This window comes from Streptomyces spinoverrucosus (assembly GCF_015712165.1).
In the GTDB taxonomy this organism is placed as follows: Bacteria; Actinomycetota; Actinomycetes; order Streptomycetales; family Streptomycetaceae; genus Streptomyces; species Streptomyces spinoverrucosus_A.
In genome coordinates this window covers 6,895,695-6,917,308 of the sequence record NZ_JADPZX010000001.1, presented here as the reverse complement: position 1 = coordinate 6,917,308, position 21,614 = coordinate 6,895,695, and the positions used below count along the sequence as shown (strand labels likewise).

The window sequence follows — 21,614 nt, the reverse complement described above, 5'->3', positions numbered from 1 at the left end:
CGCCCCCGGTCCCCCGCGCGCCCCCTGGAGATTCGCGCATGCCAGAAAGCTCGACCCCACCCCCGCAGCAGCCGTGGGAGAACAACTGGTCCCCGGACACCTCCCGGGTCCCCGGGACCCGGCGCCTGTGGCTGGCGGGCGCCCTCGCCATGGCCACGATCGTGGCCGGCGTGACCGCGGTGGCCGTCATGGAAACGCAGTCTGACGACATGTCACCCAAGAGCGCACCGCCCGCCCCCACGGACGGCGCGACCGTACCCGGCCTGATCTCCTTCGCCAGCCCCTCCTCGGCGGGCACGACCACACCCCCCGGCAAGAGCGCCCTGTCGTCCGCCCACCCCTCGCGGACCTCGTCCGGCAAGCCGAGCCCCGCCCCCGCGAGCACACCGCCGAAGTCCCCCGCACCCGGCGCCACGTCTTCCAACTCGCCCAAGCCGCCCTCGACTTCGGCGACCTGGCGGTTCGTCAACTCGGTCAACTACCCCGACCGCTACTGGCGCGTGAGCGACGGTCGGGTGGTCCTCGACACGGTCACCTCGTCCTCGGACCGCGAGGACGCCCGCCTCCGGCTCGTGAAGGGCCTGGCCGACTCCTCCTGCTACTCCTTCGTCACGGCCGACGGCGACTACCTCCGCCACCACGAATTCGTCCTGCGCGCCGAGGGCCACGACGGCTCGGGCCTGTTCCGGCAGGACGCCACCTTCTGCCCCCGGTCCCTCGGCTACTCGGACGCGATCGCCCTGGAGTCCGTCAACTACCCCGGCCACTTCCTGCGCCACCAGGACTTCCGGCTGCGCCTGGACTCGTACCAGCACAACGGCCAGTACTACGCCGACATGGCGTTCCGCCTGGTGACCGACGTGACCGAGACACAGCACGGGTACGGGGACGGGTACGGGTACGGGTACGGGTACGACAGTGGCCCCCGGCGGAATACCGGAGGCCACTGAAAGAACGTACGAGCGGGCTCAGACGTTGAAGCCGAGCGCCCGCAGCTGCTCCCGCCCGTCGTCCGTGATCTTGTCCGGGCCCCACGGCGGCATCCAGACCCAGTTGATGCGCAGTTCGCTGACCAGGCCGTCCGTGGCGGACTTGGCCTGGTCCTCGATGACGTCGGTGAGCGGGCAGGCCGCGGACGTCAGGGTCATGTCGACGGTCGCGATGTTGGCATCGTCGATGTGGATGCCGTAGATCAGGCCGAGGTTGACGACGTCGATGCCCAGCTCGGGGTCGACGACGTCCATCAGGGCCTCGCGGAGCTCCTCCTCCGAGGCCGGTTTCATCTCCACGGTCTCGCTCATGCGGTCTTCCTTTCGGCGTCGGCGCCCAGCGCCTGGGCCGTCGCGTCCTTCCACGCCATCCAGCTCAGGAGGGCGCACTTGACCCGGGCCGGGTACTTGGAGACACCCGCGAACGCGACCGCGTCCTCCAGGATGTCCTCCATCGCGTCGTCCGGTTCGATCTTCCCCTTGGACTGCATCAGCTCCAGGAAGGTCTCCTGGATCCGCTGCGCGTCGGCCAGCTCCCGGCCGACGAGGAGTTCGTTCAGTACGGAGGCCGAGGCCTGGCTGATCGAGCAGCCCTGGCCCTCGTACGAGACGTCGCTGATCGTCGTGCCGTCGTACTTCACACGAAGGGTGATCTCGTCGCCGCAGGTCGGGTTCACGTGGTGTACCTCGGCGTCGCCATCCCGCAAGCCCCGCCCGTGCGGGTTCTTGTAGTGGTCCAGGATGACGTCCTGGTACATGGAATCCAGTTTCACGGTGTCAGCACGCCCCTCAGCCGAAGAAGTTCCGTACGTGCTCCAGGCCGTCGACCAGTGCGTCGATCTCGGCCGGCGTGGAGTACAGATAGAACGACGCTCGCGTGGTCGCAGGAATTCCGTACCGCAGGCACACGGGGCGGGCGCAGTGGTGGCCGACCCGGACGGCGATGCCCTGCTCGTCGAGGACCTGGCCCACGTCGTGCGGGTGGATGTCACCGAGGGTGAAGGAGATCGCGGCGCCGCGCTCCTCCGCCGTGGTGGGGCCGATGATGCGCAGGTCGGGGACCTCTACCAGGCGCTTCACCGCGTACTCGGTCAGCGCGTGCTCATGGGCGAGGATCTTGTCCATGCCGATCGCCGACAGGTAGTCGATCGCCGCGCCGAGGCCCACCGCCTGCGCGATCGGCGGCGTACCCGCCTCGAACTTGTGCGGGGCGGGAGCGTACGTCGACGAGTGCATCGACACGGTCTCGATCATCTCGCCGCCGCCGAGGAACGGGGGGAGGTCCTCAAGCAGCTCCTGGCGGCCCCACAGCACGCCGATGCCCGTCGGGCCGCACATCTTGTGGCCGGTGAAGGCCACGAAGTCGGCCTGCAGGGCCTGGACGTCCAGCGGCATGTGCGGCGCGGCCTGCGATGCGTCGACGCAGACCAGCGCGCCGACCTCCTGCGCGCGCCGCACTATCGCCTCGACCGGGTTGACCGTGCCCAGGATGTTCGACACCAGCACGAAGGAGACGATCTTCGTCTTCTCCGTAATAATCTCCTCGATGTTGGACAGGTCGAGGCGACCGTCGTCGGTCAGGCCGAACCACTTCAGCTTCGCGCCCGTGCGCTGCGACAGCAGCTGCCACGGCACGATGTTGGAGTGGTGCTCCATCTCCGTGATGACGATCTCGGTGTCGGAGTCCACCCGGTAGGGCTCGTCGGCCCAGCCGAGCATGTTCGCCACGAGGTTCAGCGACTCGGAGGCGTTCTTGGTGAAGATCACCTCGTCGCGGCTGGGCGCGTTGATGAACTCGGCGACCTTGTCGCGCGCGCCCTCGTACAGCGCCGTGGCCTCCTCGGCGAGCACATGCACACCGCGGTGGACGTTGGCGTTGTAGCGCTCGTAGTACTCAGTCAGGGCGTCCAGCACCTGACGCGGCTTCTGCGAGGTCGCCGCGTTGTCCAGGTACACGAGCTTCTTGCCGTCGTGGATCTGTCGGTCCAGGACGGGGAAGTCCTTGCGGATCGCCTCGGTGTCGAGGAGGCCCGGCAGCTGTGTCACGCGGATGCGCCACCCTTCGTGTAGGCCTCGTAGCCCTCTTCCTCCAGCTTGTCGGCGAGCTCGGCGCCGCCGGACTCGACGATCCGGCCGCCGGAGAAGACGTGCACGTGGTCGGGCTTGATGTATCGCAGGATGCGCGTGTAGTGGGTGATCAGCAGGGTGCCGACCTCGCCCGTCTCGCGGACGCGGTTGACGCCCTCGGAGACCACGCGCAGCGCGTCGACGTCCAGACCGGAGTCGGTCTCGTCGAGGATCGCGACCTTCGGCTTGAGCAGCTCCAGCTGAAGGATCTCGTGGCGCTTCTTCTCACCGCCGGAGAAGCCCTCGTTGACGTTGCGCTCGGCGAAGGACGGGTCGATGTTGAGGCGCTCCATGGCCTCCTTGACCTCCTTCACCCAGGTACGCAGCTTGGGGGCCTCGCCGCGGATGGCGGTGGCGGAGGTGCGCAGGAAGTTGGAGACGGAGACGCCGGGGACCTCGACCGGGTACTGCATCGCGAGGAACAGGCCGGCGCGGGCGCGCTCGTCGACGGACATCTCCAGGACGTCCTCGCCGTCGAGGGTGACGGTGCCCTGGGTGATGGTGTACTTCGGGTGACCCGCGAGGGAGTAGGCGAGGGTCGACTTGCCCGAGCCGTTGGGGCCCATGATGGCGTGCGTCTCGCCCTGCTTCACGGTGAGGTCGACGCCCTTGAGGATTTCCTTCGTGGCGTTGTCGGCCTCGACGGTGACGTGCAGGTCTCGGATTTCAAGCGTTGCCATGGGTGCCTCAGGACTCCTGGGTGAGGGAGACGAGTACGTCGTCCCCTTCGATCTTTACGGGGTATACGGGGACGGGGCGCGTCGCGGGGAGGCCGGACGGCTTGCCGGTGCGCAGGTCGAACGAGGAGCCGTGCAGCCAGCACTCGATCTGGCAGTCCTCCACCTCGCCCTCGGAGAGCGAGACGTTCGCGTGGGAGCAGATGTCGTGGATGGCGAACACCTCGCCCTCGGTGTGCACGATGGACACCGGCGTGCCGTCGAGTTCCACCCGCTTGGGGGTGTCCTCCTCCAGCTCGCTCAGCGCGCACGCGCGTACGAAGGTGGTCATCCGACCGACGCCTCCAGCTCCTCTTCGATCCGGGCGATGAGCCGCTCCTCGATGTCCGGGATGCCGATCTGCTGGACCAGCTCGGCGAAGAAGCCGCGGACCACCAGTCGGCGGGCCTCGTGCTCCGGAATACCGCGGGCCATCAGGTAGAACAGCTGCTCGTCGTCGAAGCGGCCGGTGGCGGAGGCGTGACCGGCGCCGACGATCTCGCCGGTCTCGATCTCCAGGTTCGGCACCGAGTCGACCCGCGCGCCGTCCGTGAGGACGAGGTTGCGGTTCATCTCGTACGTGTCCGTGCCCTCGGCCTTGGCCTCGATCAGCACGTCGCCGATCCACACGGCGTGCGCGGCGTCGCCCTGGAGCGCGCCCTTGTAGGCGACGTTCGACTTGCAGTGCGGGGTGTTGTGGGTGACCAGCAGGCGGTGCTCCTGGTGCTGCCCGGCGTCGGTGAAGTACAGGCCGTACAGCTCGGCCTCACCGCCGGTGCCCGCGTAGGTGACGCGCGGGTGCAGGCGTACGAGGTCGCCGCCGAAGGTCACGACGACCGACTTGAAGGACGCGTCGCGGCCGACGAGGGCGTTGTGCTGGGCCACGTGCACGGCCTTGTCGTCCCAGTCCTGGACGGAGACGACGGTCAGCTTGGCGCCGTCACCCAGGACGTAGTCGACGTTGGCGGCGAGCACCGCGTCACCGGCGTGGTCGATGACCACGACGGCCTCGGCGAAGGCTCCGAGCTCGATGACCTGGTGGCCATAGGCGACCCCGCCCTGGCCGTGCACGGCGATGCGGATCGGCTCGGTGAGGACCGTCTCCTTGGGGACGGTGACGACTCCGGCCTTCTCGAACGCCGAGTACGCCTGGGCGGCGATGCGGTCCACCGGGGTGCCGGCCCTGCCGAGCCGCGCGTCGTCGCGGCCCACGGTCTCGACGACGACGCCCGCGGGGGCCTCGACCTCGACCTTGACGCCCTCGCCGGTGGCGACGGCGGTGCCGTCGTGGAGCCCGCGCAGGCGCTCCAGCGGGGTGAACCGCCACTCCTCCTCACGGCCGTGCGGGACCGGGAAGTCCGCCACGTCGAAGGACGGGGGCGCGCTCATGCGCGAGACGACGGTCGACTCCGCGGCGACCGCGATCGAGCCGGCGGTGGTAGAGCCCACCGGGATGTTCTGAGCCTCAGCCATGGCTGTCGGTCTGCTCTCTTTCCTACGTTTGCGATCTTCGGCCCGCCCCGGGGGCGGGCCGCCTGCTGCCGTACCGGATGGCGGGCCTTAGCCGACCGCGCCTTCCATCTGCAGCTCGATCAGCCGGTTGAGCTCAAGGGCGTACTCCATGGGCAGCTCCTTGGCGATCGGCTCGACGAAGCCGCGCACGATCATCGCCATCGCCTCGTCCTCGCTCAGACCACGGCTCATCAGGTAGAAGAGCTGGTCCTCGGAGACCTTGGAGACGGTCGCCTCGTGGCCCATGGACACGTCGTCCTCACGGACGTCCACGTACGGGTAGGTGTCCGACCGGGAGATGGTGTCGACGAGCAGAGCGTCACACAGGACGTTCGACTTGGCGCCCGGGGCGCCCTCGCCGATCTCGATCAGGCCGCGGTAGGACGTACGACCGCCACCGCGCGCCACCGACTTGGAGACGATGTTGGACGAGGTGTTCGGCGCCATGTGGACCATCTTGGCGCCGGCGTCCTGGTGCTGGCCCTCGCCCGCGAAGGCGATGGACAGGGTCTCGCCCTTGGCGTGCTCGCCCATCAGGTAGACGGCCGGGTACTTCATCGTCACCTTGGAGCCGATGTTGCCGTCGATCCACTCCATGGTCGCGCCCTCGTAGGCGACGGCGCGCTTGGTGACCAGGTTGTAGACGTTGTTCGACCAGTTCTGGATGGTCGTGTAGCGGCAGCGGGCGTTCTTCTTGACGATGATCTCGACGACCGCGGAGTGCAGCGAGTCCGACTTGTAGATCGGGGCGGTGCAGCCCTCGACGTAGTGCACGTAGGCACCCTCGTCGACGATGATCAGGGTCCGCTCGAACTGGCCCATGTTCTCGGTGTTGATCCGGAAGTAGGCCTGGAGCGGGATCTCCACGTGGACGCCCGGCGGGACGTAGATGAAGGAGCCACCCGACCACACGGCGGTGTTCAGCGACGCGAACTTGTTGTCACCGGGCGGGATGACGGTGCCGAAGTACTCCTTGAAGAGCTCCGGGTGCTCCTTCAGCGCGGTGTCGGTGTCGAGGAAGATGACGCCCTGCTCCTCCAGGTCCTCGCGGATCTGGTGGTAGACGACCTCGGACTCGTACTGGGCGGCGACACCGGCCACGAGGCGCTGCTTCTCCGCCTCCGGGATGCCGAGCTTGTCGTACGTGTTCTTGATGTCCTCGGGCAGGTCCTCCCAGGACTCCGCCTGCTTCTCCGTGGAACGCACGAAGTACTTGATGTTGTCGAAGTCGATGCCCGACAGGTCCGAGCCCCAGTTCGGCATGGGCTTCTTCTCGAAGAGCTTCAGGCCCTTGAGACGGAGCTTGGTCATCCACTCCGGCTCGCTCTTCTTCCCGGAGATGTCCCGGACGACGTCCTCGTCCAGGCCGCGGCGTGCCGACGCACCGGCCTCGTCGGAGTCGGCCCAGCCGTATTCGTAGTTGCCCAGGCCCTCGAGTTCGGGGTGGGCAGTCTCCGTGGGGAGAGTCATGCGGGGTTCCTCCCGGCCGTGCTTGCGGTGTTGTGGGTCTTGGAAGTCTTGGGGATGAACGTCGTGCAGACACCGTCGCCGTGCGCGATGGTGGCCAGCCGCTGGACATGGGTTCCGAGCAGCTCGGCGAAGATCTCCGTCTCGGCCTCGCACAGCTGCGGGAACTGCTCGGCGACGTGGGCGACCGGGCAGTGGTGCTGGCACAGCTGCTCGCCGGTGGGCGCGCTGCGCGCCGTAGCAGCGTACCCGTCCACGCTCAGGGCCTTGGCCAGTGCTTCTGCCCGCTCCTCGGGTGCGGCCGACTCGATCGCCTTGCGGTACGCGCCCGCCTGGGCGGCCATCCGGGCGCGGGCGAAGGCGGCGACCGCCTCGCTTCCGCCCTCCCGCTCGGCGATCCAGCGCAGCGCGTCCACGGCGAGCTTGTCGTACGACTGGTCGAAGGCGTCCCGGCCGCAGTCGGTCAGGGCGAACACCTTGGCGGGCCGGCCGCGCGTCCGCGCTCCGTAGACCCGCTGCTCGCGTGCCGCGACGACGTCGTCGGCGACCAGCGCGTCCAGGTGCCGGCGTACGGCCGCCTGGGTGAGGCCGAGCCGTCCGGCGAGTTCGGCCACGGTCGACGGGCCGTGGTCCAGGATGGACCGCGCGACCCGGTTGCGCGTCGAGCGCTCTCCGGTCGCGAACTCCTCCTGAGGGGCCCCCGTGGGGGTCTCCCGAGCCTGGCCGACGTTTTTCACAACGCCATTGTTGCGTAATTCCCGAGAGCGTGACAAGCGGCGTCCGAACCGGCTGCTGGTGCGCTGCGTCACTTAGGCATACCTAAGCTGACCTGCGAAAACGATCATTGATCGATCAGATCGAGCAGTTCTCGCACCCGCCCGCCCGAGGGACCAGGCCCCTTACCTAGACTCTGGACCCATGCGAAGTGAGCCCGTGCTCCAGGTCCAGGCCTTGGTGAAGCGGTACGGCGACAAGACCGCGGTGAACGGCCTCGACCTGGTGGCCGGGGCGGGCATCACCGCCGTTCTCGGACCCAACGGCGCCGGCAAGACGACCACCGTCGAGACCTGCGAGGGGTACCGGAAGCCGGACTCCGGCAGGGTGCGCGTCCTGGGCCTCGACCCGGTGCGGCAGTCCCGCGAGCTTCGGCCACGGATCGGCGTGATGCTCCAGTCCGGCGGCGTCTACTCCGGCGCCCGCGCGGACGAGATGCTCCGCCATGTGGCCCAGCTGCACGCGCACCCGCTGGACGTGGACGCCCTGATCGAACGCCTCGGCCTCGGCTCGTGCGGCCGCACCACCTACCGTCGCCTCTCCGGCGGCCAGCAGCAGCGGCTGGCGCTGGCCATGGCCGTCGTCGGCCGACCGGAGCTGGTCTTCCTGGACGAGCCGACCGCCGGCCTGGACCCGCAGGCGCGCCGGGCCACCTGGGACCTCGTACGGGACCTGCGCGCGGACGGCGTCTCCGTGATCCTCACGACCCACTACATGGACGAGGCCGAGCAGCTCGCCGACGACGTCGCGGTCATCGACGCCGGCCGGGTGATCGCTCAGGGCTCCCCCGAGGAGCTGTGCCGCGGCGGCGCCGAGAACACGCTGCGCTTCACCGGCCGCCCCGGCCTCGACGTCGCCTCCCTGCTCAAGGCGCTCCCCGCCGACTGCGCGGCCGCCGAGCTGACCCCGGGCTCGTACCGGGTCGTCGGCAAGGTCGACCCACAGCTGCTGGCGACGGTGACGTCCTGGTGCGCCCAGCACGGGGTGATGCCGGACCGGATCTCGGTGGAACGGCACACCCTGGAGGACGTCTTCTTGGAGCTCACCGGCAAGGAGCTGCGCTCGTGACCACCACGGCCGAAAAAGGCACCTACGCACCCAGGCCCGGCGCGGCCCCGCTCCCCCGCATGATCGCGGCGCAGGCGGCGCTGGAGACCAAGATGCTGCTGCGCAACGGCGAGCAGCTGCTGCTGACGGTGATCATCCCGACGCTGCTGCTCGTGCTCTTCAGCACCGTCGACATCGTCGACACCGGCGAGGGAAAGGCCGTCGACTTCCTCGCCCCCGGCATCCTCGCGCTCGCCGTGATGTCGACGGCCTTCACGGGCCAGGCCATCGCGACGGGCTTCGAACGCCGCTACGGCGTGCTGAAGCGGCTGGCGTCCTCCCCGCTCCCCCGCTGGGGTCTGATGGCCGCGAAGACCGCGTCCGTGCTGGTCGTCGAGGTGCTCCAGGTGATCCTGGTGACGGTGATCGCCCTCGCGCTGGGCTGGTCGCCGCAGGGCAACCCGCTCGCCGTACTCCTCCTGCTGATCCTCGGTACGGCCGCCTTCTCCGGCCTCGGCCTGCTGATGGCGGGCACGCTCAAGGCGGAGGCGACGCTGGCCGCCGCGAACCTCGTCTTCCTGCTGCTGCTCGTCGGCGGCGGGGTCGTCGTCCCGCTGGACAAGTTCCCGGACGCGGCACAGACCGTGCTGGGCCTGCTGCCCATCTCGGCGCTGTCGGACGGGCTGCGGGACGTGCTCCAGCACGGCGGCGGGATGCCGTGGGGTGACCTGGGCATCCTGGCCGGCTGGTCGGTCGTGGGCCTGGCGGCGGCGGGCCGCTTCTTCCGCTGGGAGTAGCGCGGAGCGGGGGGCCTAGTGAAAGCGTGCACAAGCCCAGGCCTACGATGGTGCGCGTGCCAAAGTTGACCCGCGCCGACGCCTCAGCCGCGTTGCACAACCCGCTCGCCTTCATCGCCGAACGCTGGACCCCCACCACCAGGACGGTTCAACGGGCCGCCCTCGCCGCACTCGTCATGGCGGTGATCATCGTGGTCACCGGCGGCGCGGTACGGCTCACCGGTTCCGGCCTCGGCTGCCCGACGTGGCCCAAGTGCACGGACGACTCGCTGACCGCGACCCGCGAGATGGGCCTGCACGGCGCCATCGAGTTCGGCAACCGCATGCTCGCCTACGTGCTGAGCGCGGCGGTCGGCTGGGCGATCATCGCGGCCCGCGCGCAGAAGCCGTGGCGGCGCGACCTCACCCGGCTGGGCTGGGCGCAGTTCTGGGTCGTCATGAGCAACGCCGTGCTCGGCGGCATCGTGGTGCTGGTCGGTCTCAACCCGTACACGGTCGCGGCCCACTTCCTGGCGACCACGGCGCTGATCACGGTGGCCGTGCTGATGTGGCAGCGCACCCGGGAGGGCAGCACGCCGGCGCGGCCGCTGGTCGGCAAGGCCGTGCGGCAGCTGGTGTGGAGCCTGATCGCCGCGAGCGCCCTGCTGATCATGGTCGGCACGGTGGTCACCGGCGCGGGCCCGCACGCGGGTGACTCCAGCGACGTACCGCGCATGCCGGTGGACTGGGAGAACGTCACCAAGCTGCACGCCGTGCTGGCGTGGATCGTGGTGACGCTGACCTTCGCCCTGTGGTTCGTCCTCAAGGCCGTCGACGCCCCGCGCGGCCCCCTGAACCGCACCCGCGACCTGTTCCTGATCCTGCTCGCCCAGGGTGTCATCGGTTACGCCCAGTACTGGACCGATCTCCCCGAGATCCTGGTCGGCCTGCACATGCTGGGCTCGTGCCTGGTGTGGATCGCGGTGCTCCGCGTCGCGCTGTCCCTGCGCGAACGCCCCGAGACCCCGCAGGTCGAGGCCCCGGCCACGCCGGCTCAGGCGTACGACGCCACCAGCCCGTCGATGGCCGGCCCCAGGTAGTTCCGCGTGAGCTCGCTTCTGCGTGCCGTCCACTGCGGGGTGGGCGGCACGGGTTCGCCGTAGCGCCGTCGCCTGATGTCCTCGACGACCTCGCCGGGCGCGCCGAGGGCGGGCAGTACGTCCAAGGCCTCCCGCTTGGAGATCAGACGGCCGTCCCGCAGGGTGACCACCGCGCGGGCGAAGGTCGTCAGTCCCACGTCGATCCATTCGTTCTGCGTCCAGTTGCCGACGCGGTCCACCTCCCGCCGCCAGAAGTCCCGCTGGTCGGCCACCACGAACCCGGTCAGTTCGCCGTCCGGGACCGGCGGCAGCAGGCCGGCGGGCGGCTCGCCGTGGAGGACGCGGCCGAAGGTGTGCAGCTCTCGGCGGGTGACCGGGGTGACGGGCCGTTTGAACAGTCGCTGGTGCGCCCAGGTGAGGTGCCGCCGCCGCGCGCCGTCGATCGTGTCGGGCGTCAGATAGCTGCAGTGCAGCCGGGCGGCGAGCGGCTCGGCCCGCAGGCGGGCATGCAGGCGGGCCAGTCCCCAGACCGTCCGCGCGGTGATCGGGCCGTCCAGCACCGCGATCAGGTCGAGGTCGCTGCGGCCCTCCTGGTAGTCGCCGCCGGCCAGCGAACCGTGCGCCCAGACGGCGACGGGAGCGGCGGCCGTGAGTTCCGTGAGGAAGCGGTCGAGTAACGCGTCGGTCGGCATGCGCTCAGTGTGTGCGCCTCACGCCAGCCCGTACACCCGGCGTGCGTTCCCCGCCGCGATCAGGCCCGCGACCCGCTGGGCGTCCGCCAGGGACCAGGCGCCCTCCGCCACCCAGGTGCCCAGGACGCGGGCCAGCGCCTCGCGGAACAGGCGGGCGCCCACGACGTGCAGTTCGGGCAGGCCCTGGGCGCCGCTGGAGAAGAGGATCTTGCCGAAGGGGGCCAGTTCCAGGATCTCGGCGAGGACGGTGGCGGCGCGGGCGCCGGTGCGGACCAGGGCGGCGCCGGAGTCCGCGTAGACGTGCGGGAAGACGCCGGCGAGGTGGGCGGCGTGGCGGTGGTACGGGTAGCCGTGCAGGAGGACCAGGTCGGTGCCCATGCCGGCCGTCGCGCGGACGAAGTCCGTGAGCAGCACCGGGTCCGTGCGGTCGATGCGCAGGCCCGGTTCGCCGAGCCCGGCGTGCAGTTGCAGGGGCAGGCCGGAGGCGACCGCGATCCACAGCAGGTGCCGCAGCAGCACCGGGTCGCTCAGCTCGCCGCCGACCCGGCGATCGGCCAGCCAGCGGCCCGCCGCGCCCCGCACCTCACCCGGACCCGGCGGCTCGGGCGCGAGCGCGAGGCCGTGCCGGACGCCCGCGACCGAGGTGAAGGCGACGGCGTTCGCGGCGGCCCCGTGCACCGACTCGGCGAGGTTCGCCAGGAACGACTCGACCGTGCCCGAGGTGTCGGCGACCTGTTCGGCCAGCAGCTCCAGGCGGACGATCTCACGGGCCTCGGCGGTCGCGGTCGAGGCCATCTCGGCGGGTCCGGTGAGGTCGCCGGGGAGCCCGGTGTCGATGAGATACGTCGTGATGCCACTGCCGCGCAGCAGCCGGCGGGCCGCCTCCAGTACGCCGAGTTCGCGGCGCCGGGCGAGATAGCGGGCGGGCGGGCAGTGCGGTTCCAGGCCGAGCAGTGGCGGGCACCAGCGGCGTACCGCGAAGCCGGTCTGGGTGTCGAAGAGGGTGGTGCCGGGTGCGGGCGGGCCCTCGGTGCGGGCCAGCTGGGCCTCGAAGGTGCCGAGGCCCAGCTCCGTTCTCAGAACGCCGTGGCAGTACTGGTCCACGAGGGACGGCGTTTCGATCATCCGGGGCTCCCGTTGTGGACGTCGTACTCCTACGAGTCCTAACGGGTGAACCTGGATTGAGGTGATGCGTCAGCAGGGCGTTGCTCAGCCGCCGATCTGGATGCCCGCCATCCGCTTCCACTCGTACGGGCCGGTCCTCACCTTGGCCGCGAACTCGCCGTCGAACGCCTCGTGGGCCGTGAGGCCGGACTTCTCCACGGCCTTCTGGGCGGTCTCGTACGTCGGAGCCACCAGGTCGCCCCAGCCGCCGTCCTCACCGACCAGCACGATCCGGGCGCCGCGCTGCCCGAGATACGCGACCTGGGCCTCGGCCCCTCCGTGCGCCTTGGCGAAGGCGTTGATCTGCTTGGCGAGCCGGGCCACCCGGCGCTCGTCCACCTGCTGAGTGTCTCCCATGGCCAGGATGCTACCCACGAGTAGCCAAAACGGCTAGCGCAGGAAGGGGTCCACGGCCACGGCGACGAACAGCAGCGACACATAGGTGATCGACCAGTGGAACAGCCGCATCTCCTTCAGCTTCACGCCCGTCACCTCGGCCCTCGCCCGGTTCTGCAGCGCGTGCGCCTCCCACAGCCACCAGCCGCCGGCCACCAGCGCGACCAGGGTGTAGAACCAGCCGGTGTAGCCGAGCGGGGTCAGCAGCAGCGAGACGGCGACCATCACCCAGCTGTAGATCACGATCTGCTTGGCGACGACCTTGTTGGACGCGACGACCGGCAGCATCGGCACGCCGACGCGCGCGTAGTCGTCCTTCACCTTCATGGACAGCGGCCAGTAGTGCGGCGGCGTCCAGAAGAAGATGACCATGAAGAGGATGAGCGGCGCCCAGGACAGCGAGTTCGTCACGGCCGTCCAGCCGATCAGCACCGGCATACAGCCCGCGATGCCGCCCCAGACGATGTTCTGCGAGGTGCGGCGCTTGAGGATCATCGTGTAGACGACGACGTAGAAGAGGAGCGCTCCGAGGGCGAGCCAGGCCGACAGCCAGTTGACGGCGAGGCCGAACAACAGGGTGGAGGCGATCGCCAGGGTGATGCCGAAGGCGAGGCACTCGCGCGGGCTGACCATGCCCGTGACCAGGGGACGCTGCGAGGTGCGGTCCATCAGCGCGTCGATGTCACGGTCGATGTACATGTTGAGCGCGTTGGCGCCGCCCGCCGAGAGGTACCCGGCGAGGCAGGTGACGAGCACGAGGCCGAGGTCGGGCACGCCCTGCTCGGCGAGGAACATCACCGGCACGGTGGTGATCAGCAGCAGCTCGATGATTCGCGGCTTGGTCAGCGCCACGAACCCCTTGACCCGGGCCCCGATCGGCCGCCGGCTCGGGCTCTGGCTCGTCCCGATAATCCCCGCTGGACGGGATTCAACGGCCGTCACGCACACCCCTGACAGAGACATCCCAGCAAGCCCAAACCGTGTGAAGTCCCGGTAAAGGCTCGCGCGTACCACGCCACTGTAGACGTTGCCCATACCGCGACCTTCGCGGGGGTGGGGTCGTGTTGGACAGCCCGCTCCGAGGTGCGCCGGGAGCGTCGATTGAGCAGTCAGATGAGCGGCTGCGTATTCACTTGCCGAATGGGAGAACGACCCGGTCGGGAGGCGGATCGACGACACTCCCGGCAGTCTGGAATGAGTCGAAAAAACGCACGTTCTTACGGGGGTAGGCTCGACAACGGCCGGTGGGCGTCATGTGCACCGGCAGCCGGTGTACGCGCAGGACACCGGCCTTCGACATGTGGAGAGGAGCCCTGACCCAGGGTGAGCACCAAGCCGACCACCACAGACCTCGAGTGGACCGAGCTGGACCAGCGGGCCGTCGACACCGCCCGCGTCCTGGCCGCCGATGCCGTACAGAAGGTCGGCAACGGCCATCCCGGTACGGCGATGAGCCTGGCGCCGGCCGCCTACACCCTCTTCCAGAAGGTGATGCGGCACGACCCGGCGGACGCCGACTGGGTCGGGCGGGATCGTTTCGTCCTGTCCGCCGGCCACTCGTCCCTGACCCTCTACACCCAGCTGTACCTGGCCGGCTTCGGTCTGGAGCTGGACGATCTGAAGGCCTTCCGGACGTGGGGGTCGAAGACCCCGGGTCACCCCGAGTACGGCCACACCGTGGGCGTCGAGACCACCACCGGCCCGCTCGGCCAGGGTGTCGCCAACGCGGTCGGCATGGCGATGGCGGCCCGCTACGAGCGCGGTCTGTTCGACCCGGACGCGGCCCAGGGCGAGTCCCCGTTCGACCACTTCGTCTACTGCATCGCCGGTGACGGCTGCCTCCAGGAGGGCATCTCCTCCGAGGCCTCCTCCCTCGCCGGCCACCAGAAGCTCGGCAACCTGGTCCTGCTGTGGGACGACAACCACATCTCGATCGAGGGCGACACCGAGACGGCCGTCTCCGAGGACACCGTCAAGCGGTACGAGGCCTACGGCTGGCACGTGCAGCGGATCGCCCCGAAGCCGGACGGCGACCTGGACCCGCACGCCATCTACAACGCGATCGAGGCCGCGAAGAAGGTGACGGACAAGCCGTCCTTCATCGCGATGCGCTCGATCATCGCCTGGCCCGCCCCGAACGCCCAGAACACCGAGGCCGCGCACGGCTCGGCGCTCGGCGACGACGAGGTCGCTGCCACCAAGCGCGTCCTCGGCTTCGACCCGGAGCAGACCTTCGAGGTCTCCGACGAGGTCATCGGCCACACCCGGCAGGCCCTGGACCGGGGCCGGCAGGCGAAGGCCGAGTGGGAGAAGTCGTTCCAGGAGTGGCGCGACAACAACCCGGAGCGCGCCGCCGAGTTCGACCGCGTCGCCAAGGGTGAGCTGCCCACCGGCTGGGAGGAGAAGATCCCGGTCTTCGAGGCGGGCAAGGGCCTCGCGACGCGTGCCGCGTCCGGCAAGGTGCTCCAGGCGCTCGGCGCGGTGATCCCCGAGCTGTGGGGCGGCTCCGCCGACCTGGCCGGCTCGAACAACACGACGATCGACAAGACGTCGTCGTTCCTCCCGGCGGACAACCCGCTGCCGGAGGCGAACCCGTACGGCCGCACGATCCACTTCGGCATCCGCGAGCACGCCATGGCCGCGGAGATGAACGGCATCGCGCTGCACGGCAACACCCGTATCTACGGCGGCACGTTCCTCGTCTTCTCCGACTACATGCGCAACGCGGTGCGGCTGTCGGCGCTGATGCACCTGCCGGTGACGTACGTGTGGACGCACGACTCCATCGGTCTCGGTGAGGACGGCCCGACGCACCAGCCGGTCGAGCACCTGGCGTCGCTGCGCGCGATCCCGGGTCTGAACGTGGTCCGCCCGGCGGACGCCAACGAGACCGCGATCGCCTGGCGCGAGATCCTCAAGCGGTACACCAAGGAGTTCGGCAAGGGCGCCCCGCACGGCCTCGCGCTGACCCGCCAGGGCGTGCCGACGTACGAGCCCAACGAGGATGCCGCGCGCGGCGGTTACGTGATGTTCGAGGCCGAGGGCGGCGAGGCGCAGGTCGTGCTGATCGCCACCGGTTCCGAGGTGCACGTGGCCGTCGAGGCGCGTGAGCGGCTCCAGGCCGACGGCGTGCCCACGCGCGTGGTGTCGATGCCGTCCGTGGAGTGGTTCGAGGAGCAGGACCAGGGGTACCGGGACAGCGTGCTGCCGCCGTCGGTGAAGGCTCGTGTCGCGGTCGAGGCGGGGATCGGCCTGACCTGGCACAAGTACGTCGGGGACGCCGGTCGCATCGTTTCCCTGGAGCACTTCGGTGCTTCGGCCGACGGCAAGGTCCTTTTCCGCGAGTTCGGCTTCACTGCCGAGAACGTGGCCGCGGCGGCCCGGGAATCACTCGCCGCCACCCAGCGCTGACGCTCATATACGACACGTAGGAGATGCATTTTCCATGACAGACGCACTGAAGCGCCTCTCCGATGAAGGCGTCGCGATCTGGCTGGACGACCTGTCCCGCAAGCGGATCACGTCCGGCAACCTCGCCGAGCTGATCGACCAGCAGCACGTCGTGGGCGTCACCACCAACCCGACGATCTTCCAGAAGGCGATCAGCAGCGGCGACGGGTACGAGCAGCAGCTCACCGACCTCGCCGCCCGCAAGGTCACCGTCGAGGAGGCCGTGCGCATGATCACCACGGCGGACGTCCGGGACGCCGCCGACATCCTGCGCCCGGTCTTCGACGCGACGGGCGGCAAGGACGGCCGGGTGTCGATCGAGGTCGACCCGCGCCTGGCGCACAACACCCGCGCGACCGTCGCCGAGGCCCGCCAGCTGGCCTGGCTGGTGGACCGGCCCAACACCCTGATCAAGATCCCGGCCACCAAGGCGGGCCTGCCGGCGATCACCGAGACGATCGGCAACGGCATCAGCGTCAACGTCACGCTGATCTTCTCGCTGGAGCGCTACCGCGAGGTCATGGACGCCTACCTCTCCGGCCTGGAGAAGGCGAAGGAGAAGGGCCTGGACCTCTCCCTCATCCACTCGGTGGCGTCCTTCTTCGTGTCCCGCGTGGACACCGAGATCGACAAGCGGATCGACGCGCTCGGCACCGACGAGGCCAAGGCGCTGCGCGGCAAGTCCGCCGTCGCCAACGCGCGGCTCGCCTACCAGGCGTACGAGGAGGTCTTCGGCTCCGACCGCTGGAGCACGCTGGAGAACGCGGGCGCCAACAAGCAGCGTCCGCTGTGGGCGTCGACCGGTGTGAAGGACAAGGCGTACAAGGACACCATGTACGTCGACGACCTGGTCGCCCCGAACACCGTCAACACCATGCCCGAGGCCACCCTGCTGGCCACCGAGGACCACGGGCAGATCACCGGCGACACCGTCGCCGGGACGTACGAGCAGGCCCGGGCCGACCTCGACGCGGTCGAGCAGCTCGGGATCAAGTACGACGACGTGGTCCTGCTTCTCGAAGACGAGGGCGTCGAGAAGTTCGAGGCGTCCTGGAACGACCTGCTGGCCTCGACCGAGGCCGAGCTGAAGCGACTCGCCCCTTCGGAGGGCTGACACCTTGTCGAGCAGCAATCCGCTGCGTGACCCCGCAGACCGACGGCTCCCGCGTATCGCGGGGCCGTCGGGCCTGGTCATTTTCGGCGTCACGGGCGATTTGTCACGAAAGAAGCTGATGCCCGCGGTGTACGACCTCGCCAACCGGGGTCTGCTTCCGCCGGGCTTCTCGCTGGTCGGGTTCGCCCGCCGCGAGTGGGCCAACGAGGACTTCGCTGAGCAGGTCCACGAGGCCGTCAAGGAGCACGCCCGTACGCCGTTCCGGGAGGAGGTCTGGCAGCAGCTCATCCAGGGGATGCGCTTCGTCCAGGGCACCTTCGACGACGACGACGCCTTCGAGCGGCTGCGCGCCACGATCGACGAGCTGGACAAGGCGCAGGGCACGGGCGGCAACTTCGCCTTCTACCTCTCCGTGCCGCCGCGCTCGTTCCCGGTGGTCATCCAGCAGCTGAAGAAGCACGGGCTGGCCGACCAGACGAGCGGCTCGTGGCGCCGTGCGGTGATCGAGAAGCCGTTCGGTCACGACCTGAAGTCGGCCGAACAGCTGAACAAGGTCGTGCACGAGGTCTTCGCCCCGGACCAGGTCTTCCGCATCGACCACTACCTGGGCAAGGAGACCGTCCAGAACATCCTGGCGCTCCGCTTCGCCAACCAGATGTTCGAGCCGATCTGGAACCGGTCCTTCGTGGACCACGTACAGATCACCATGGCCGAGGACATCGGCATCGGCGGCCGGGCGGGTTACTACGACGGGATCGGCGCCGCCCGTGACGTCATCCAGAACCACCTGCTGCAGCTGCTCGCGCTGACTGCGATGGAGGAGCCCGCCTCCTTCGACGCGGACGCCCTGGCCGCGGAGAAGACCAAGGTGCTGGGCGCCGTGAAGCTGCCCAAGGACCTGGGCCGCGACACCGTGCGCGGACAGTACGCGGCGGGCTGGCAGGGCGGCGCGAAGGTCATCGGCTACCTCGAAGAGGACGGCATCGACGCCAAGTCGAAGACCGACACGTACGCCGCGATCAAGCTGGAGATCGACAACCGGCGATGGGCCGGGGTGCCGTTCTACCTGCGCACCGGCAAGCGCCTCGGCCGCCGCGTCACCGAGATCGCGGTGGTCTTCCAGCGCGCCCCGCACTCCCCCTTCGGCGTGACGGCCACCGAGGAGCTGGGCCAGAACGCGATCGTCATCCGCGTCCAGCCCGACGAGGGCGTCACCGTCCGCTTCGGCTCCAAGGTGCCGGGCACCTCGATGGAGATCCGGGACGTCTCCATGGACTTCGCGTACGGCGAGTCCTTCACGGAGTCCAGCCCGGAGGCGTACGAGCGGCTGATCCTGGACGTCCTGCTCGGCGACTCGAACCTCTTCCCGCGCACCGAGGAGGTCGAGCTGTCCTGGAAGATCCTCGACCCGATCGAGGACTACTGGGACGGCAACGGCAGGCCCGCGCAGTACCCGGCCGGAACGTGGGGGCCCGTCGAGGCGGACCAGATGCTCGAACGAGACGGACGGAGCTGGCGCCGGCCATGAAGATAGACCTCACCGACACCACGGCCAGCAAGATCAACAAGGCGCTCGTGCAGGGCCGGCGCGCCATCGGCACGCCCGCCGTCGGCATGGTCCTCACCCTGGTCATCGTCACCGACGAGGAGAACGCCTACGACGCCCTGAAGGCCGCCAACGACGCCTCGCGCGAGCACCCCTCGCGCACCCTCGTCGTCATCAGGCGCGTCTCGCGCACCCCCCGGGACCGCACGCAGTCCCGCCTCGACGCCGAGGTGCGGGTGGGCGCGGACGCGGGCACCGGCGAGACCGTCATCCTGCGGCTGTACGGCGATGTGGCCGACCACGCCCAGTCGGTGGTGCTGCCGCTGCTGCTGCCGGACGCCCCCGTGGTCGTCTGGTGGCCGGTCAACGCGCCTCTCGACCCGGCGAACGACCCGCTCGGCGCGCTGGCCCAGCGCCGGGTCACCGACACCTATGCCGCCGAGCAGCCGGTCCGGGAGCTGTCCGCCCGCGCCGACACCTACACGCCCGGCGACACCGACCTGTCGTGGACCCGCATCACGCCCTGGCGCTCGATGCTGGCGGCGGCCCTCGACCAGGTCGTCTGCGAGGTCAGGGGCGTCGAGGTGGAGGGCGAGGAGTTCAACCCGAGCTGCGAGCTGCTGGCGATGTGGCTCGCGGACCGGCTGGACGTCCCCGTCCGGCGCTCGCTGTCCGCGGGGCCGGGTCTCACGGCGGTCCGCATGGACACCGACTGCGGCCCGATCACCCTCGACCGCGCCGACGGCTCGCTGGCCACGCTGTCCATCCAGGGCCAGCCGGACCGGGCGGTGGCGCTGAAGCGGCGGGAGACGGCCGAGCTGATCGCGGAGGAGCTGCGGCGGCTCGATCCGGACGACACGTACGCGTCGGCGCTGCGGTACGGGGTGGACCGGCTGAACGCCTCGATGTCGGCAGCGGTCGCCCTTGAGGAGCCGCCGGCCAAAGGAGAAGCCGAAGGACACGGCGACGGAGACGTCGTCGGCGACCGAGCGGCAGCGATCCCGGCTCCCGTCGAAACCGCTGCGAAAGCACCCGCGAAGGACGCGGCGGCGCCGGCACCGGTGAAGAAGGCGGCGGCGAAGTGAGCACTCCCCAACTGGTCGTCCACCGCGACAAGGAACTGATGGCGCAGGCCGCCGCGGCCCGGCTGATCACCAAGATCGTGGACGCCCAGGCCTCGCGCGGCACCGCGTCCGTCGTCCTCACCGGCGGCCGCAACGGCAACGGCCTGCTGGCCGCGCTGGCCGCCGCGCCCGCCCGGGACGCCATCGACTGGGCGCACCTCGACCTGTGGTGGGGCGACGAGCGCTTCCTGCCCGAGGGCGACCCGGACCGCAATGTCACCCAGGCCCGCGAGGCGCTCCTCGACTCCGTCCCGCTGGACCCGAAGCGCGTGCACGCCATGCCCGCGTCGGACGGCCCGTACGGCTCGGACGTGGAGGCGGCGGCGGCCGCCTACGCCGAGGAACTGGCCGGGGCGGCGGTCCCGGAGAACCACGCCCCGGTGCCCACGTTCGACGTCCTGATGCTGGGCGTCGGACCGGACACCCACGTGGCGTCCCTGTTCCCGGAGCTCCCCGCGGTACGGGAGACGGAGCGCACGGTGGTCGGCGTCCACGGCGCCCCCAAGCCACCGCCGACCCGCATCACCCTCACCCTCCCGGCGATCCGGGCGGCCCGTGAGGTGTGGCTGCTGGCGGCGGGCGAGGACAAGGCGAACGCCGCGGCCATGGCCCTCTCGGGCGCCGGCGAGATCCAGGCCCCCGCGGCGGGCGCCCAAGGCCGCGCCCGCACCCTGTGGCTCCTGGACGCGGCAGCGGCGTCCCAACTCCCCAGGTCCCTGTACCCACCGGCTTCGCCGTGAGGAACGGGGCGGCGCGGCAGCCGCGCCGCCCCCTACTTCACCGACCCCGCCATCACGCCCTGCACAAAATGCCGCTGGAACGCGAAGAACACCACCACCGGCACGATCAGTGACACGAAGGCGCCGGGGGCCAGGACGTCGATGTTGCTGCCGAACTGGCGTATCTGCGACTGGAGTTCAACCGTGAGCGGCTGCGAGGCGCTGTCCGCGAAGAGCAGGGCCACCAGCATGTCGTTCCAGACCCACAGGAACTGGAAGATGGCGAGGCTGGCGATGGCCGGGCGGCCCACCGGCAGGACCAGGCGGGTGAAGATGCGCCACTCGCTGCCGCCGTCCATCCGGGCCGCCTCCAGCATCTCCTTCGGCATCTCGGCGAAGTAGTTGCGCAGCAGGAAGACGGCGAACGGAAGTCCGTAGGCGACGTGGAAGAGCACCACGCCCGGGATCGTGCCGAACAGGCCCAGCTGGCCGAAGAGTTTGGCCACCGGCAGCAGGCCGATCTGGACCGGCACCACCAGCAGCGCGACCACCAGCAGGAACAGCGGCTCACGGAACGGGAAGTCCAGCCACGCGAAGGCGTAACCGGCGAGAGCCGCCACGGCGACGACCAGGACCGTCGTCGGCACCGAGATCAGGACCGTGTTCCAGAAGGCCTGCGTGATGCCCGCGTTCTGAAGCAGCGCGGAGTAGTTGTCGAAGGACAGCTGGCCGGGGCTGGTGAACACCGTCCACCAGCCGCCCTTCGCCGTGTCCTCGGCGGACCGCAGCGACGACAGGAACAGCCCGGCCAGCGGGGTGAGCCAGACCAGGCCCACCACCACGAGGAAGGCCTGGACCAGGCTGTTGCCCAGGCCTCGTCGGACGGCGTTCATCGCTGACA

The 21,614-nt window shown here is 69.9% G+C and carries 22 protein-coding genes; 9 read left to right on the top strand and 13 right to left on the bottom strand.

Annotated elements, in window-relative coordinates; genetic code table 11:
- The first annotated feature begins 38 nt into the window (after window positions 1-38).
- Window positions 39-950 carry an AbfB domain-containing protein gene (locus I2W78_RS31400; RefSeq protein WP_196463618.1) on the top strand — a complete coding sequence of 304 codons (912 nt, stop codon included), beginning with the start codon at window positions 39-41 and terminating at the stop codon, window positions 948-950.
- Window positions 951-968: 18 nt separating this feature from the next.
- Here I2W78_RS31400 and I2W78_RS31395 read toward each other — a convergent pair whose 3' ends face one another.
- The 8 genes from I2W78_RS31395 to I2W78_RS31360 form a co-directional block, all read right to left on the bottom strand.
- The gene (locus tag I2W78_RS31395) at window positions 969-1,301 is read right to left on the bottom strand and encodes a metal-sulfur cluster assembly factor (RefSeq protein WP_067271562.1); all 333 of its coding nucleotides are present in this window, start codon (window positions 1,299-1,301) and stop codon (window positions 969-971) included.
- A complete protein-coding gene (sufU, locus tag I2W78_RS31390; protein ID WP_196463617.1) occupies window positions 1,298-1,762 on the bottom strand; it encodes a Fe-S cluster assembly sulfur transfer protein SufU in 465 nt (154 codons plus the stop codon). The genes I2W78_RS31395 and sufU overlap by 4 nt, the downstream gene beginning before the upstream one ends.
- A gap of 16 nt (window positions 1,763-1,778) precedes the next feature.
- Window positions 1,779-3,035 carry a cysteine desulfurase gene (locus I2W78_RS31385; protein ID WP_196463616.1) on the bottom strand — a complete coding sequence of 419 codons (1,257 nt, stop codon included), beginning with the start codon at window positions 3,033-3,035 and terminating at the stop codon, window positions 1,779-1,781.
- Complete coding sequence (sufC, locus tag I2W78_RS31380) at window positions 3,032-3,796, bottom strand: Fe-S cluster assembly ATPase SufC (protein WP_196463615.1); 765 nt, start codon at window positions 3,794-3,796, stop codon at window positions 3,032-3,034. The genes I2W78_RS31385 and sufC overlap by 4 nt, the downstream gene beginning before the upstream one ends.
- A gap of 7 nt (window positions 3,797-3,803) precedes the next feature.
- A complete protein-coding gene (locus tag I2W78_RS31375; RefSeq protein WP_053762338.1) occupies window positions 3,804-4,124 on the bottom strand; it encodes a bifunctional 3-phenylpropionate/cinnamic acid dioxygenase ferredoxin subunit in 321 nt (106 codons plus the stop codon).
- Window positions 4,121-5,305, bottom strand: a complete 1,185-nt coding sequence (sufD, locus tag I2W78_RS31370; RefSeq protein WP_196463614.1) for a Fe-S cluster assembly protein SufD — start codon at window positions 5,303-5,305, stop codon at window positions 4,121-4,123. The genes I2W78_RS31375 and sufD overlap by 4 nt, the downstream gene beginning before the upstream one ends.
- 87 nt (window positions 5,306-5,392) lie before the next feature.
- Window positions 5,393-6,814: a Fe-S cluster assembly protein SufB gene (sufB, locus tag I2W78_RS31365; protein ID WP_196463613.1), complete on the bottom strand. Its 1,422-nt coding sequence runs from the start codon at window positions 6,812-6,814 to the stop codon at window positions 5,393-5,395.
- Window positions 6,811-7,548, bottom strand: coding sequence for a helix-turn-helix transcriptional regulator (locus tag I2W78_RS31360; protein ID WP_196463612.1), 738 nt, complete (start codon window positions 7,546-7,548; stop codon window positions 6,811-6,813). Before I2W78_RS31360 ends, sufB begins: the two co-directional genes overlap by 4 nt.
- 181 nt (window positions 7,549-7,729) lie before the next feature.
- On the opposite strand from I2W78_RS31360, the gene I2W78_RS31355 reads away from it, so the two are divergent.
- From I2W78_RS31355 to I2W78_RS31345, 3 genes are read left to right on the top strand one after another with little or no spacing between them, the layout of a single operon-like run.
- A complete protein-coding gene (locus I2W78_RS31355) occupies window positions 7,730-8,653 on the top strand; it encodes an ABC transporter ATP-binding protein (RefSeq protein WP_196463611.1) in 924 nt (307 codons plus the stop codon).
- A gap of 59 nt (window positions 8,654-8,712) precedes the next feature.
- The gene (locus I2W78_RS31350; protein ID WP_230886824.1) at window positions 8,713-9,429 is read left to right on the top strand and encodes an ABC transporter permease; all 717 of its coding nucleotides are present in this window, start codon (window positions 8,713-8,715) and stop codon (window positions 9,427-9,429) included.
- 47 nt (window positions 9,430-9,476) lie between these two features.
- Window positions 9,477-10,508: a COX15/CtaA family protein gene (locus I2W78_RS31345; RefSeq protein WP_196463609.1), complete on the top strand. Its 1,032-nt coding sequence runs from the start codon at window positions 9,477-9,479 to the stop codon at window positions 10,506-10,508.
- Here the strand turns inward: I2W78_RS31345 and I2W78_RS31340 are convergent.
- From I2W78_RS31340 to I2W78_RS31325, 4 genes are all read right to left on the bottom strand, one after another.
- Window positions 10,463-11,200 (bottom strand): nucleotidyltransferase domain-containing protein, encoded by a 738-nt coding sequence (locus tag I2W78_RS31340; protein ID WP_196463608.1) that lies wholly within the window; start codon window positions 11,198-11,200, stop codon window positions 10,463-10,465. The two genes, I2W78_RS31345 and I2W78_RS31340, sit on opposite strands and share 46 nt — an antisense overlap.
- A gap of 18 nt (window positions 11,201-11,218) precedes the next feature.
- Complete coding sequence (locus I2W78_RS31335) at window positions 11,219-12,325, bottom strand: amidohydrolase family protein (protein ID WP_196463607.1); 1,107 nt, start codon at window positions 12,323-12,325, stop codon at window positions 11,219-11,221.
- 84 nt (window positions 12,326-12,409) lie between these two features.
- Window positions 12,410-12,721: a hypothetical protein gene (locus I2W78_RS31330; RefSeq protein ID WP_196463606.1), complete on the bottom strand. Its 312-nt coding sequence runs from the start codon at window positions 12,719-12,721 to the stop codon at window positions 12,410-12,412.
- A 33-nt stretch (window positions 12,722-12,754) separates the two neighbouring features.
- A complete protein-coding gene (locus I2W78_RS31325; RefSeq protein ID WP_230885648.1) occupies window positions 12,755-13,723 on the bottom strand; it encodes a heme o synthase in 969 nt (322 codons plus the stop codon).
- A 360-nt stretch (window positions 13,724-14,083) separates the two neighbouring features.
- Here I2W78_RS31325 and tkt point away from each other — a divergent pair, with 360 nt between their 5' ends.
- The 5 genes from tkt to pgl are packed head-to-tail and all read left to right on the top strand — an operon-like array spanning window position 14,084 to window position 20,734.
- Window positions 14,084-16,171: a transketolase gene (gene tkt / locus I2W78_RS31320; protein ID WP_196463605.1), complete on the top strand. Its 2,088-nt coding sequence runs from the start codon at window positions 14,084-14,086 to the stop codon at window positions 16,169-16,171.
- A 34-nt stretch (window positions 16,172-16,205) separates the two neighbouring features.
- The gene (gene tal, locus I2W78_RS31315) at window positions 16,206-17,324 is read left to right on the top strand and encodes a transaldolase (RefSeq protein WP_196463604.1); all 1,119 of its coding nucleotides are present in this window, start codon (window positions 16,206-16,208) and stop codon (window positions 17,322-17,324) included.
- 4 nt (window positions 17,325-17,328) lie between these two features.
- Complete coding sequence (zwf, locus tag I2W78_RS31310; RefSeq protein WP_196463603.1) at window positions 17,329-18,852, top strand: glucose-6-phosphate dehydrogenase; 1,524 nt, start codon at window positions 17,329-17,331, stop codon at window positions 18,850-18,852.
- Window positions 18,849-19,955, top strand: coding sequence for a glucose-6-phosphate dehydrogenase assembly protein OpcA (opcA, locus tag I2W78_RS31305; protein WP_196463602.1), 1,107 nt, complete (start codon window positions 18,849-18,851; stop codon window positions 19,953-19,955). Before zwf ends, opcA begins: the two co-directional genes overlap by 4 nt.
- Window positions 19,952-20,734, top strand: coding sequence for a 6-phosphogluconolactonase (pgl, locus tag I2W78_RS31300; RefSeq protein WP_196463601.1), 783 nt, complete (start codon window positions 19,952-19,954; stop codon window positions 20,732-20,734). Before opcA ends, pgl begins: the two co-directional genes overlap by 4 nt.
- Window positions 20,735-20,766: 32 nt before the next feature.
- On the opposite strand, the gene I2W78_RS31295 is transcribed toward pgl, so the two are convergent.
- Entirely contained in the window at window positions 20,767-21,606 is an 840-nt protein-coding gene (locus I2W78_RS31295) for a carbohydrate ABC transporter permease (protein ID WP_196463600.1), read from the bottom strand.
- Window positions 21,607-21,614: the final 8 nt, after the last annotated feature.